Here is a 13,542-nt window from a genome sequence, read left to right on the forward strand (position 1 = left end):
AAAAGGAGTTGATCATTTAAAAATGGGAGGGTTTCTCTACCAACCAAAAACTGCCGGCCCTTGGCCGGCAGTTCTTTTGATCAACCTGTATTTCGAAGACCGGCAGCAATCCCGCTGATGGTCAACAGTACTTCTGTTAGAATTTCATCGTTTGGATCTTCTTCCTTGCGGAGTTCTTTAATTAACTCCACCTGCAGGAAGTTCAACGGATCGACGTATGGGTTCCGCAGGCGTACGGATTCCTTGATCGTCGGCTGGTGATTCAACAGTTCATCGTCCCCGGTGATTCTAAGGAGGATGTTTTTCGTACGTTCATATTCTTCAACCACTTCATTGAAGATACGCGTGCCCAGTTTTTCGTCCTGAACGAGCTGCGTATATTCACGAGCGGTTTGAATATCCGCTTTCGTCAAGGCCATTTGCAGGTTATTGATGGTTGAACGGAAAAACGGCCAGTTTTCGTACATCTGCTGCAGCTGCTCCAGCTGTTGGCTGCCTTGATCGGCATAATGAGCAAGACCGCTTCCTGCAGCATACCAAGCAGGAAGAAGCTGACGGTTCTGTGTCCAGGCAAAGACCCACGGAATGGCACGGAGGTTCTCAAACTTGGAGCTGTCCTTACGCTTCATTGGTCGGGAACCGATATTCAGGCCGCTGATTTCCTGAAGCGGAGTGGCTTCATTGAAGTATGTTAGAAATTCAGGATCGCCAAAGACAAGATCCTGGTATTTCTTCAGAGACACTTCGGAAATCTCTTCAATCGCCTGTTCCCATGTGTCTTCACGGTGATGCCCCTGCTCGGATTCCTTCGAAACATTCGCAGCTCCTTCTACAAGAGTGGAGGCTGCCTGCTCCAGGCTCCGATAAGCAATATCACGCAGAAGGTAGCGGGAAGACAGCACTTCGCCCTGTTCAGTGATTTTTACGCCTTCACCAAGGGTTTCGGCTGGTTGAGACAACAGACTGCGGTTCAATGGTCCGCCCCCGCGTCCGAGAGAGCCGCCGCGCCCGTGGAAGAACTTGAGACCGATACCATAATCCTCAGCCATTTCACGGATTTCCTGCTGTGCTTTGTATAAGCGCCAGTTGGCCGTAAGTGTTCCTCCATCTTTACTGCCGTCGGAATATCCGAGCATAATTTCCTGGGAGCTGCCGCGCATTTCTAAATGACGGCTGTAGATATCCATATCAAATACTGTTTTTAATATCTCAGGTCCTGCGACCAGATCATCGACGGTTTCCAACAGCGGGGCAACGTTGATGTTGCTTTCCACAGTACCGTCGGCGTGAAGCCTGTAGATTCCAGCCTCTTTAGCAAGCACAAGGACTTCAAGAAGGTCACTGGCTGCCTCTGTATGACTGATCAAGTAGACTTCAATGGAGCGCTTTCCGAACTCCAGGTGAGCATTGCGGATCATTTGGAAAACGGTCAGCATCTGCTGGGTGGATTCCGAATAATCCTCATTCAGCAGGGAAATCGGACGTGGATCTTTCAATACATCCTGAAGGACAGTGAGCTTCTTCTCTTCAGGCAGGGCGGAATAGTCTTCTTCAATTCCGACTTTACGAAGCAGTTCGGTGACGGCAGCTTCATGTTCCCCGCTGTGGTTACGGATGTCGAGGGTAGCGAGGTGGAAGCCGAACATTTCAACCTGACGGATCAGCTTTCTCAATTTTTTCAGTTCCCCGCGGTTCGGCTGGTGGGTCTGAGCGCTGTCCCTTATAAGGTGAAGGTCTTCCAGAAGCTCATCGGCGTCTTTATATCCGATGTCTGACTTTCCTACCTGACGCAGACGTTCCAGGATAATAGCAAATTTCCGGCGGTAGATCTCGCGGTCATCCCGCCATCTTTTTTCTTCAGACAGAAGAGGCTCCTGCTCATCAATGGACTGCTTCAGTTCATCTGTAACAGTCACTTGAGTAGAGGAGTGGCTGAAACGTTTCATCAGCTCAACAAGGACCTGGTCATATTTTTTCAGGGCCAGCTGGCGCTGTTTTTCGAGCGTTTCCCAAGTGATTTCAGGAGTTACGTTCGGGTTTCCGTCACGGTCTCCACCGATCCAGGATCCGAATTTAAGGAAATTCGGCACGTCCCAGTCTTCACCAGGGAAATGATCCTCCAGGCGGTTTTCAAGCTCCTGGTGGATATCTGGAAGCACATCAAATAACGTCTGGTCGAAGTAGTATAATCCATTACGCACTTCGTCCATAACGGTCGGCTTGCGTTCACGCAGTTCATCGGTCTGCCATAGGACCGTCACTTCGTTCTGCAGGCTGTCCTGCAGGCTTTCACGTTCCCCTTTAGTCAGCTGTGGATGATCAAGCTTTTGAAGAATAGCTGCGATTCGTTTCTGGATTTCAAGGACGGTCCGCTTCGTCGCTTCCGTCGGGTGTGCGGTAATGATTAATTCCAGAGAAAGATCATGAAGCACATCCTGGATCAATTCCTTGGAAAAGTTATTATTTTTCAAATTGACGACGGCACTTTCTAATGAAAAAGGCTGGGCACCGTGGTCTTCGCGGAGCTGATATTCTCGTCTTCTGCGGATTCTGTGGTTCTGCTCTGCGATATTTACGAGGTGGAAATAGATAGAAAAGGCGCGGATGACTTGGGAGCGCATCGGCGGCTCGAGACTCTGGATTTCCTGCTTCAGCTGTTTATAAGTCTGCTGATCCGGTGTTTGTCGTAAATCCTTTGTTAATTGGCGGATGGTTTCTACTTTATTCAATAACTCCTCACCGCCGTGATGGACGAGAATGTTTCCAAGCATCTGTCCAAGGGAACGGATATCTCTCCTGAGGGGAGTCGTATGGTCGTTTGTAGTGTTAAGCGTTGTCACAATTTCACCTTCCTGTCAGATCTGTAAAATGGATAGTATTGTGCTTCATAATATTATCAGAATTATTTGTATAGTCAAATGTTCAGCATTGATCAGGGCTTTAAAAAAGGTACAGCCAAAACGTGGTGGTGGTTTACAAAGTGTGCTTGAAACAGTTATGTAAGCGCTCACGTTCAGAGGAGATGAAGCCCACCCATATTTATTTTAAATTTTTTCTCAACAGAAAACAAAGGTAGGAATGATATGGTAACACCTATCAATTTTTCCATTCGCTTTTATGGAGAATCATCTCCAAAGTATTCCATCGATCTCCGCCTGTAATTTCCTTCGTTCGACCCGGTTCTTTTAATGAAAATCCTGTTTTTTCATATAACCGGATCGCCGGGGTGTTGAAAGGGAAGACACCTAAAGTAACCGTCTTCAGATCAAGTTCATCAAAGGCGTACGTGATGGTTTCACGGAGCATCTGCCCGGCTATCTTTTTTCCGCGGTGCTCGGGGGAGGTGATCACCCGGCCGATTCTTCCTGTTGTACAACGTTCGATCCGACCGATGGAAATATGACCGGCAGGACTGTCCTCCCATACGGCTGTGAACGAATGACGGTCTTTCTCATTCAAGTAATCCTCCCACTGTTTTATGCTGAGAGGGTACTTAAACCCGGATCCGCTCCACTGTTTCAATTCCTCCTTTGATCCGATCCATTGGTTCACTGCATCAAAATCATCCAATCGCGCCCACCTTACCTTCACAAGAAAACCTCCTTTATATTCAGAAGCTATCACTGGTTGAATCATGGAGCAAGGATTCAGACGTTTTCCATTAGAATGACTGATCTGCTTTAAAGTGGTAACCGATCGTTTATTTATATTACAGAACAGCAGGTGGTAAACTATATACGGCTAAGTCATTGTTGAGGAGGGAATCAGATGGCAGATCAAGAAGGGAACAACGAAGAAGTCATCGATGAAGCCTTAGGGGAAAAAGAAATCCAGCGACTGGAGTTCCATGGCGGTGTATTTACTGCAACGGTGCCATTGGTGTTCTTTATCGTATGGGCGGTTGTCCTAAGTGTGGCAGGGCTCGTAACAGAGCAGGGTCTTGTTTTAGGGATTGTGATCGGCATCGGACTCGGGCTGTTTTTAACAAAATCCAAGTGGTCGGATTATGCGCAGAGCCTGATTACCGGAATGGCTCAGCCTGTAGGCATCGTATCGATCATCGCCTGGTTCTGGGCTGGTATGTTTGCGAATATGCTGTCAGCTGGAGGGCTGGTGGATGGCCTGATCTGGTTTGGATTCCAAACCGGCCTGGAAGGCGGAGCCTTTGTCGGCATTACGTTTTTGCTTGCCGGTTTATTTTCGACGGCTGTCGGTACCGGCTACGGGACTGTAGCGACGTTCGGCGTACTTATGTATCCGGCCGGTGTGATTTTAGGTGCAGATCCTGTTCTGCTCGTAGCAGCAATTTTAAGTGGAGCGGTCTTCGGGGACAACCTTGCCCCTGTTTCTGATACAACAATCGTTTCTGCTACGACACAGGAAGCGGATGTGCCGGGGGTTGTTCGTTCCCGTTTTAAATACTCGATGGCGGCGGCTGTTCCGGCGCTGATTTTGTTCATCGTCTTCGGAGGAGGCGGCGAACAGGGAAGTCAGCAGGTGATCAATGATCTGCAGAGTCAAGTGTCTCCTGGCGGGCTGTTGATGCTGGTGCCCTTTGTACTAGTCCTTGTATTGGCGCTGACAGGCCAGCATCTTCTGACGTCCTTATCATGGGGAATTCTCGCTTCTGTTGTTTTCATCTATTTGAGTGGAATTTCTCTTAAAGAAGTTCTGTACATTCATTTTAATGAAGCAGGTGATCCTGTCATTGAAGGGGCCCTTATCGATGGGATCAGCGGGTACTTCAATATGGCTGTATTAATTTTATTCATTCTTGCGGCGGCATACATGCTTGAAGTAGGTGGAACGATGGAAGTGATCAAAAACTTCTTTCTCCGGATCATTAATGGCGTCGTCCGCAGAGCAGAACTGGCTGTCTTTGGTATTGTAGCCTTTTTAAATGTTTTCATCACGATTAACACAGCGGCCGAAATTGCAGCGGCTCCCTTTGTAAGAAAAATCGGCGGGGAATTGAATATTCACCCCTACCGTCGTGCGAACTTCCTGGATACAGTGACTTCCTCTCTGGGATATATTTTCCCTTGGAGCGGTGGTGTTCTGCTCGCCTGGGCAACGGTTCAGGGAGCGGCGGATAAGTATGACTTCCTGCCTGTTGTTTCGCCTGGAGAGGTTTTCCCGTTTGTCTTTCAGGGCTGGCTTCTGCTTCTTGTTATGCTGATTGCTGCATGGACAGGCTGGGGCCTCCGTTACACCGGGAAAAATGGGGAAGAATTGAAGCCTGAAAAATAAATCCTGGGATCGTAAACATGGGAAAGGACCAAGTGTTATTCCCACAGATTAAAAAAGGCGCAGAGATTTACCACTGCGCCTTTTCGGCTGTAGAAAAAGCCTGTGTTAACCAGTTAGAGTTGTCCATTTGTCGTGTAAAGAGTCACATTCCGCTTGTGGGTGGATGAATGCCGCGGGCACGCCCTCCGCTGACTTGGCCAGGGAGACCGCCTGCCCAAGTCGATCTTCGGCCCGTGCTGTTCCCGCAGGCATCACCACCGAACGCTCCTCGTGCCGACGTTAGAGTATATAGGAGAGACTGTGCACGAAGCAGGTTCGCAGATTTTAAAGAACGGCATGGGCGCCGCTGGTGCCGCCTGCGTGGAAAAGAAAAAGGGAAAGTACAGGCGCTGATGACGGCAGTCTTTTTCGATTTTAAAGAATCCCCAAGGAGCGGCCGCCCCTTCCACTCCTGCGGAAGAACGAGTGGGCCGGGATCACCGAGCGTGGGTTTTGCGAGGAAGCTCGGGCGCTCGTCCGCGGAAAGGGAAGGGGCTTTCGCTTCTGAGGGTAAGAATGAAAAAAGCTTGTAAAGAAACAGGGGTTTCTCTCCAAGCTGAAAGGCGCAGAGATTTACCTCTGCGCCTTTTTTTCGTGCTTATAAAGCTTCTACAGTTTCTTTCATTTGATCAAGGTGGCGAAGCTCATGCCATCCGATAAACTCTATCCACTGGATCAAGTCCATGTCACCGAATGCCGGGTGTGGAAAGACACGGTTTTTCAATGTTTCTTCATCTTTGTTATGAATCAGGAACAACGTGGCTTCCCGGGTCTTTTCTAAACCATCTTCTGCTTCAGCGATGGTTTGAAAGGCTCCTTTGGGACGAACGGACTCAGGGGCTTCCACCTTGTAGTCTCTCTCTGTTGTCCGGTGGATCGGTTTTTCCGAAGTCTGCTGTGTATCTCCCCGTTTAATCGCCTGCTTGATCTGGTAGACGACAAGCTGTTCCATTAAATACAGATGCTCCAGAATTTCAAGAACCGACCATTTTCCTTCCGCAGGCTTTAACGATGCCTGTTCATCAGAGATCTCCCGGGCGTATTCCAGCAGCTGCTTTCTTTTTTCATCAAGACCATACATGAATAGGTCCTCCTCGTCATCAGGTTATTTAAACATATCAAATAGAATTTTCATTCCCGCGGGGGGAGATGATGAAACCTTTCTCCCTTCGTAAACGTAAAATGATAGACAAAGGTTTCATAAATGGTCTAATTCATTCCAAGGTGTGGTATAGAATTATATCTTACATAAGAGGAGGAAGGTTATATGGCGGACTATTCCATTGAAGAATTTATCAGGCAGACGAAACAGGATGATTCAGAGAATGATTACTTTGAGCTTGAAACCCAGCGTATTCTGGAGGTGAACCTGCTTGATCAGGTATGGGCAAAATCGGGAGCCATGATTTCCTATAACGGGAACATCAAGTTTGAGAGAGAAGGAATTCTGGAGCACGGCGTTGGGAAAATGTTCAAGAAAGCGTTGACCGGAGAAGGCAGTTCACTGATGAAGGCGACCGGGCGCGGCCGTCTGTATCTCGCGGATCAAGGGAAAAAAATTACGATTTTCGACTTGGATAATGAAACGATAACAGTAAACGGCAACGACCTTCTGGCTTTTGAACCGAGCATCGACTGGGATATCAAGCTGATGAAAAAAGTCGCCGGCATGGTTTCCGGAGGTCTGTTTAATGTAACCTTGAACGGCAGCGGCCGTGTCGCCATCACCTCCCACTATGAACCGCTCACCCTGCTCGTCCGTCCAGGGGAACCGGTCATTACAGATCCGCATGCAACGGTTGCCTGGTCCGGGCACTTAGAGCCGAATTTTAAGACGGATGTCAGCTTCAAGACGTTTATTGGTCGAGGCAGCGGGGAATCCATACAGATGCAGTTCGAAGGAGATGGATTTGTCATCGTCCAGCCGTATGAGGAGATTTATACAACCGGCAGTCAGTAAGTCATTTCTTTTGCGTGGACAGACATAGTCATGCTACAGTGTGAATACAATAATGATACAAAAAAAGATCATTATTAATCCTTTACTTCGTTACTGAAACGTAGTAAGATGATAACCAACATTAAATAAATAACGGAAACTTCTTATCCAGAGAGGCGGAGGGACTGGCCCTTTGATGCCCGGCAACCATCGAATCAATCCAAGGATTGACGAGAACGGTGCCAATTCCTGTAGGATGGACACCATCCTAAAAGATGAGAGGATCGTACGGATTGATACGAACCCCTTTTCTTATGTGGATAAGAAAAGGGGTTCTTTGCATATCAGCAACCCCGTTAAGGCTCTCGATAGAAGTTGCGTTAAAGGAAAGGGAAGATGTAGATATGGCAACAGCAATTTTCGGCGCAGGATGTTTTTGGGGAGTAGAAGCATTTTTTGAGAAATTCGAAGGGGTAACGGCAACAACCGTCGGTTACATCGGAGGACATCTCGAAAATCCTTCCTATGAAGAAGTGAAACAGGGAAATACCGGTCATGCGGAAGCCGTCCGCATCGAATACAATCCTGCTGTCATTACGTATGCCAAACTGGTCAATATCTTTTTTGAAGCTCACGACCCGACACAGGTAAACCGGCAGGGTATTGATGTAGGACATCAATACCGTTCAGTGATCTTCTATACAGATGCCAGCCAGAAGTACATTGCAGAAGAGAAAATCAAAGAATGGAGTGCCAAAGGCATCTTCAAGCGTTCGATCGCTACGCAGGTGGAAGAGGCGACATCCTTCTTCGAAGCGGAAGAGCATCACCAGAAATACATTCAAAAGCATGGGTCGGCCGCCTGCTCCATCGGCTGAAAAAAAGCTCCTCATCGAGGGGCTTTTTTTATGGAGAAAAGTTCACTAGAATGAAGGAGGATAAAGGGAGGGGGAGCGTGCATTGAATGATATTATTCTGGTCGTCCTGTGTGCTTTTATGGTTCTTGGGGCTCTCGATTACTACATATTGAATCACCGTCTTGCCTTAGGCTGGCGGTTTTATGAAGCGTTTATGATGATGGGGCCGCTGGCGCTGTCGATGGTCGGGATCATTTCCCTTGCGCCGGTGCTTTCCAGGTGGCTGACGCCTGTGGTCTCCCCCCTGTTCGAGATCCTTGGGGCAGACCCGGCTATGTTTGCTTCGATGCTCCTCGCGATCGACATGGGGGCTTATCCGCTGGCTGAATCGCTGGCTGCAGACAAAGAAGCGGCTGTTTTTTCATGGGCTCTGCTCGGTACGATGATGGGTCCTACGCTTGTCTTTACGATTCCGGTGGCCTTGACTGTTGTAGCAGGAAAAGATCAGCCATTTTTTGCGAAAGGGATTCTTGCAGGACTGGTGACGATTCCCATCGGCTGTTTCATTGGAGGATGGACGGCCGGGTATGAACTGGGCTGGATGTTTCAAAATCTGCTTCCCGCGATCGTTCTATCTCTTGTTATCGCCGCAGGTCTCTGGCTCTTCACAGCTGTGACGATCCGTCTGTTTGCCTATTTTGGCAAAGCAGTCGAAATCATCATCATATCAGGGCTTGCCCTTATCATTATTGAAACGTTGACAGGTATCACCGTTCTTCCCGGTATGGCTCCGTTATCGGAAGGAGTCCTCATTGTCGGTAAGATAACGGTTACCCTCGCGGGGGCCTATCCGCTGGTGGCCTTTATCAGCAGGCGCGGAGAAAAACTGCTTACCCGGGCGGGGAACCGGTTCGGGATGAATGCGGTCTCAATGACAGGGTTTATTGCATCGCTTGCTCATCACTTACCAATGCTGGCGGTTATGAAGGATATGGATGACAGAGGAAAGACAGTCAATGCGGCTTTTGCCGTCAGCGGTGCTTTTGTATTCGGAAGTCACTTCGCTTTTGTGGCGGGCGTCCAGCCGGAGATGATCCTTCCGGTAATTGTGGGTAAATTAAGTGCAGGCATTCTTGCTGTGAGTTTAGCCCTGATTCTAACAAAGCAAGACGTTTCATTTTATGATGAAACAGATTCTACGTATAATAAAGGTTGAAATAAATGATAAAGGAGTTTTTTGAATGACGACAGATATGCGCAGACAGTTTGACCAATACATTGAGAAATTCAAGCAGAATGCTTCTCAGGACGTTCAGGACAAAATGAGTCAGGCGATTGATGAATTGGAAGCCTCTGACCAAGGGAACGGCCTTTCCAAAGGAGAAAAAGCACCCGACTTCACCCTTCCAGATGCAAAGGGCGGTCAGGTTCAACTTTCGGAGCAGTTGAAGCAGGGTCCAGCCATCGTGACCTTCTACCGTGGCGGATGGTGCCCTTACTGCAATATGGAGCTTCGCGCGTATCAGGAAATCATGGAAGACATCCACAATGAAGGGGCTCAGTTGATTGCCATCAGCCCGCAGACACCGGATCAGTCTATGACAACTCAGGAGAAAAATGACCTGCAGTACCATGTACTGAGTGATGTAGGAAACAAAACGGCCCAGCAGTTCAACCTCGTTTATGAGCTTCCGGACTATCTTGTCGACGTGTATAAGGACAAAGGGTTGAACGTGGACAAGCACAACGGAGACGAATCCTGGACTCTTCCAATTTCCGCAACGTACATCATTGATACAGATGGTACGATCGTATATGAATATACAAAATCCGATTATAAAGACCGTGCGGAACCTTCAGAAGTTCTACAGGAACTGAAAAAAGTAACCGCATAAGTCTAACAAAAGGCGTCCTCCAACAGGGGGACGCCTTTTGTTTGTAGAAAACGTACGGATGCTGGAATAAGATCGGGTTTAAGGTGGGGATACGGTCACGATCCGCTTATCATGCGTGCTTTCTGTGATGATCACCACCGTAAGCTCACCGCGTCCTCACCATAGGACGGTCTAAGGGAGATCCTCTGTTCACCAGATGGTCTTCCTTTTATATGCTCAGCCAGCCGCCTTGGTTTCACACGAGGACAAGCACTGTTTTATGATTGGAAAAAACCGAAAAGGTAGAAGGCGGCCGCCAGCATGAGCAGCACACTGACTTGAATACAGATGCCTATAATCGAGCAGATCTTGCCTGCTATGGCAAAATGCCGGCCGTTTTCTTTTTCATCCTCTTCGCTGCTGAGAAAGGCATTGGCCATCACGATGCCGATGATGCCTGTAATCAGTCCGGCAAGAGGGAGGAAGATAGACATTATGCCCAATACGAGGGCGGATACAGCTTTTTGATACATGGAACGCTCCTCTCTTAAAAAACTTTTGTGGTGCTATTTGGTATATCGGTTCGCATAACTGCTGGCAGCGATCGAATCGGGTTTGATTTTCGGTTCCATCCCCAGGGATTCGATCCTGGCCACCATTTCGTTCACATAGACCCTTGTCCGGTTCCGGTCACCGGACCCAATATCAATGTGCCCTTCCATTGTAAAGGTCGCCCCTTTGTAAATGTGGGGAAGCACGATATCGATCAGTTCATTTTTCCGTTCTTCTGTAAAGAGGGAGGCCACCCGTTCGGTTAAAGACGTTTCATAGGAAATCCGTTCATGGAGGGTGGTCATTTCTCTGGGGATGACTTCCTTTCGATAACAGGCCCAGGCGCCCTTTCCAACGCGTTGAATGACGACACCGGTAATAAATAACGTCCGGGAAGGATGAACTTGTGAATCCGTTCCTACCATCAGCCGGTAATTACCGACAGGCTCCCGTTTCATAAACGTTAAAATATGTGAGAACACTTCTGAAAATCCCATTTTCTTGTGAGTGAGGTTTTGAAACAAATCGGGCTGGTGCACATTTGCCATCTCCTTTTTTATTTCTGGGCAGTGGATTGTGGGAGGGGATAACAATATTCCCCTTTTCCGACCACGATAATCCAAAACTTTCCTGCCGTGAAACAGTTGTCCATCCAAGCAGCTGTGACCATTCTGTTATTAGGATATTCATAGACCTGCTTGAAAGATAACATGTTTTTAAATAGAGTATGTGTGCAAGTCAGGCCGTTTATGTAAAAAATAGTAAATGATGGAGGGGGAACATTGGTATCACTGAGTAAACAGGTACATTTTCACCAGCAAATAAGGTTGGCGGCAGGGATGGACCGATTAAGCGGGCCAGGGGGCACAAAAGGAGTTGTCAGCCATGGAACAGTCGGAGAGAGGCCAATGGGCTTGTCATCAAAACGAATAAGCGAAGAGGATGTCTACGGTGTTGGGCAGAAATAGATGATTAAAAAACAGTGACACCGGAGAGGGGGGGGCCGGTTGCTTGAACAGGCCCTAAAAGATAAAAATCCAGACAAGAATAACGGTGATCACGAAGGTAACAGCATAAATGGCGGAAAGCAGCGGGATACTTCCTTGATCATTCTTATCGGATTTCAGGTGCTGCAGGTCCTCTTCCGGAGACAGCTGGTTTTCTGACTTGTCCATGTTTTTGGCGATGACAATCGTGCTGATCAAAGCGATGACAGACAAAACAATGATGATAGCATAGTATAAAGGATACATGGAACATCCGCTCCCTGATTAAAGACTTAGCTTCATTATAATATGAACTGGACGGATGTTGGAAATGATCCTGTTTTACATATGTTCCGGTGCGGCCATTCCAAGCAGACGCAGCCCTTCCTTCATCACAACAGTAAAGGCATAAACGAGCGTGAGATTTTCCTGCTGGGTGGGAGAACCGATGATTTTTGACTTGGCATAATATTGGTTGAAAGATCTTCCAAGATCCAGCAGGTAACGCGCCGCTTTGGACGGGTCATTGGTACTGCAGGCGCTCGCTGTCACTTCAGGAAACGCACGCATCATCTTTACTAAGGACCAGGATTCTGGGTCTCCACCTGCCGTTTTTGAGTCTTCCGGTGAAAACCCGCCTTTACGTAACAGCGAGCAGGCACGTGCATGGGTGTACTGGAGATAAGGACCGGTATTTCCTTCAAAGGTGAGCATGTCCTCGAGAGAAAATTCAATGTCATGGCGGCGGTCCTGTTTTAAATCGTGAAAGATGACAGCTCCAACCCCGACCTGGCGCGCGGTTTCTTCAGGATTCATGAGGTCCGGGTTTTTCTCTTTGATATTCATGAGTGCCTGATCTACGGCTTCCTCCAGAACTTCTTCCAACAAGACGGTTTTTCCTTTTCTCGTAGACATCTTTTGTCCATCCTGGAGGATCATTCCGAACGAGACGTGCTCCATCCGGTCTGCCCATTCAAACCCGGCCTTTTTCAAAACCTGTTTGATCTGGTTGAAGTGGAGGGTCTGCTCATTTCCAACGACATATAAACTTTTTTCAAAGGGGTAGGACTGGTAACGGTCGATGGCGGCAGCGAGATCGCGTGTAGCATACGTCGTCGTTCCGTTGCTCTTCCGGATGAGGCACGGGGGCATGGACTCGTCCAGCTGAACAACATCAGCTCCCTCGGATTTCTCCAGCAATCCCTTGTCCTCCAGCTGCTGGATGACCGGTTCCATTTTGTCCGTGTAATAAGCCTCTCCCCGTGTTAAATCAAAATCCACGCCAAGCATTTCATATAATGTATCAAACTCCTGAAGGGAGGCCTCTCGGAACCAGTTCCAGAGAAGGAGCGCTTCAGGGTCCTGAGCTTCCAGTTTTTTAAACCATTCTCTTCCTTCTTCAATCAGAGCAGGTTCCTCTTCCGCCTCTTCGTGGAAAGTCACATATAACTTGGTCAGTTCCTTAATAGGGTCTTCTTCGACGACTTTTGGATCTCCCCATCGTGTATAGGCAGCCAGCAGCTTGCCAAACTGGGTTCCATAATCACCGATATAGTTCACTTTCACAGCTTGGTAGCCGCACTTTTCCACAAGGTTGGCCAGGGCGTTTCCGATGACGGTGGAGCGGAGGTGGCCCATGGAAAAAGGCTTGGCAATATTCGGGGAGGACATATCAAAAACAGCGTTTTTTCCCTCACCGAAAGTATGGCTCCCATAAGCTCCCGGGTCCTCGAGCACCTGGTTTAAGGTATGTTCTGTAATAAAGGCTCGATCAAAAAAGATGTTGATGTACCCGCTCTGGACCTCTACGCTGTCAAAAACAGGGTGCTTCAGCCGTGCGGCAATCTCCCCGGCGATGACTGCCGGGCTCTTCCGCATCGACTTGGCTAAAGCAAAACAGGGGAAGGCTGCATCGCCGAACTTTTCTTTTTTCGGTATTTCAATCAAAGACTCCACCCACCCGCGGGGGTAGTCCTCTCCAAGAATGTGGGAAATCTGCAGGGCTGTGATTTGTTTTTCCATTAAAAATTCCTCCTTCTCCATAA

13 protein-coding genes and 1 riboswitch are annotated in these 13,542 nt (G+C 48.2%); of the genes, 5 read left to right on the top strand and 8 right to left on the bottom strand.

Annotation, left to right across the window (positions count from 1 at the left end; all coding sequences use genetic code 11):
• Nucleotides 1-80 precede the first annotated feature (80 nt).
• Entirely contained in the window at nucleotides 81-2,840 is a 2,760-nt protein-coding gene (gene ppc / locus GLV97_RS10160) for a phosphoenolpyruvate carboxylase (RefSeq protein ID WP_160889609.1), read from the bottom strand.
• Nucleotides 2,841-3,096: 256 nt separating this feature from the next.
• Nucleotides 3,097-3,591: a GNAT family N-acetyltransferase gene (locus tag GLV97_RS10165; protein WP_160889610.1), complete on the bottom strand. Its 495-nt coding sequence runs from the start codon at nucleotides 3,589-3,591 to the stop codon at nucleotides 3,097-3,099.
• A 177-nt stretch (nucleotides 3,592-3,768) separates the two neighbouring features.
• On the opposite strand from GLV97_RS10165, the gene GLV97_RS10170 reads away from it, so the two are divergent.
• Nucleotides 3,769-5,250, top strand: coding sequence for a Na+/H+ antiporter NhaC family protein (locus GLV97_RS10170; RefSeq protein WP_160889611.1), 1,482 nt, complete (start codon nucleotides 3,769-3,771; stop codon nucleotides 5,248-5,250).
• 105 nt (nucleotides 5,251-5,355) lie between these two features.
• Here the strand turns inward: GLV97_RS10170 and GLV97_RS10175 are convergent, their stop codons facing one another.
• Nucleotides 5,356-5,508: a hypothetical protein gene (locus tag GLV97_RS10175; protein ID WP_160838969.1), complete on the bottom strand. Its 153-nt coding sequence runs from the start codon at nucleotides 5,506-5,508 to the stop codon at nucleotides 5,356-5,358.
• Between the two features lie 379 nt (nucleotides 5,509-5,887).
• A complete protein-coding gene (locus GLV97_RS10180) occupies nucleotides 5,888-6,370 on the bottom strand; it encodes a DinB family protein (RefSeq protein ID WP_160838967.1) in 483 nt (160 codons plus the stop codon).
• Nucleotides 6,371-6,556: 186 nt separating this feature from the next.
• Here GLV97_RS10180 and GLV97_RS10185 point away from each other — a divergent pair, with 186 nt between their 5' ends.
• From GLV97_RS10185 to GLV97_RS10200, 4 genes are all read left to right on the top strand, one after another.
• Nucleotides 6,557-7,249: an AIM24 family protein gene (locus tag GLV97_RS10185; RefSeq protein WP_160838965.1), complete on the top strand. Its 693-nt coding sequence runs from the start codon at nucleotides 6,557-6,559 to the stop codon at nucleotides 7,247-7,249.
• A 140-nt stretch (nucleotides 7,250-7,389) separates the two neighbouring features.
• Nucleotides 7,390-7,510, top strand: a riboswitch (SAM riboswitch).
• Between the two features lie 122 nt (nucleotides 7,511-7,632).
• Entirely contained in the window at nucleotides 7,633-8,106 is a 474-nt protein-coding gene (gene msrA, locus GLV97_RS10190) for a peptide-methionine (S)-S-oxide reductase MsrA (protein ID WP_160838963.1), read from the top strand.
• Between the two features lie 118 nt (nucleotides 8,107-8,224).
• Nucleotides 8,225-9,301 carry an ethanolamine utilization protein EutH gene (gene eutH / locus GLV97_RS10195; RefSeq protein ID WP_160889679.1) on the top strand — a complete coding sequence of 359 codons (1,077 nt, stop codon included), beginning with the start codon at nucleotides 8,225-8,227 and terminating at the stop codon, nucleotides 9,299-9,301.
• Nucleotides 9,302-9,326: 25 nt separating this feature from the next.
• Nucleotides 9,327-9,980, top strand: a complete 654-nt coding sequence (locus tag GLV97_RS10200) for a peroxiredoxin-like family protein (protein ID WP_160838961.1) — start codon at nucleotides 9,327-9,329, stop codon at nucleotides 9,978-9,980.
• Between the two features lie 257 nt (nucleotides 9,981-10,237).
• Here GLV97_RS10200 and GLV97_RS10205 read toward each other — a convergent pair whose 3' ends face one another.
• From GLV97_RS10205 to argS, 4 genes are all read right to left on the bottom strand, one after another.
• On the bottom strand, nucleotides 10,238-10,492 hold the full coding sequence (locus GLV97_RS10205) for a DUF4190 domain-containing protein (RefSeq protein WP_160889612.1): 255 nt from the start codon (nucleotides 10,490-10,492) through the stop codon (nucleotides 10,238-10,240).
• A 33-nt stretch (nucleotides 10,493-10,525) separates the two neighbouring features.
• Complete coding sequence (locus tag GLV97_RS10210; protein ID WP_224871480.1) at nucleotides 10,526-11,008, bottom strand: ribonuclease H-like YkuK family protein; 483 nt, start codon at nucleotides 11,006-11,008, stop codon at nucleotides 10,526-10,528.
• Nucleotides 11,009-11,533: 525 nt separating this feature from the next.
• Nucleotides 11,534-11,764, bottom strand: coding sequence for a hypothetical protein (locus GLV97_RS10215; RefSeq protein WP_160838957.1), 231 nt, complete (start codon nucleotides 11,762-11,764; stop codon nucleotides 11,534-11,536).
• A gap of 75 nt (nucleotides 11,765-11,839) precedes the next feature.
• Nucleotides 11,840-13,519: an arginine--tRNA ligase gene (gene argS, locus GLV97_RS10220; RefSeq protein ID WP_160889613.1), complete on the bottom strand. Its 1,680-nt coding sequence runs from the start codon at nucleotides 13,517-13,519 to the stop codon at nucleotides 11,840-11,842.
• Nucleotides 13,520-13,542 lie beyond the last annotated feature (23 nt).

The sequence above is a fragment of the Halobacillus litoralis genome (genome assembly GCF_009856355.1).
GTDB classification, from domain to species: Bacteria; Bacillota; Bacilli; order Bacillales; family Halobacillaceae; genus Halobacillus; species Halobacillus litoralis_B.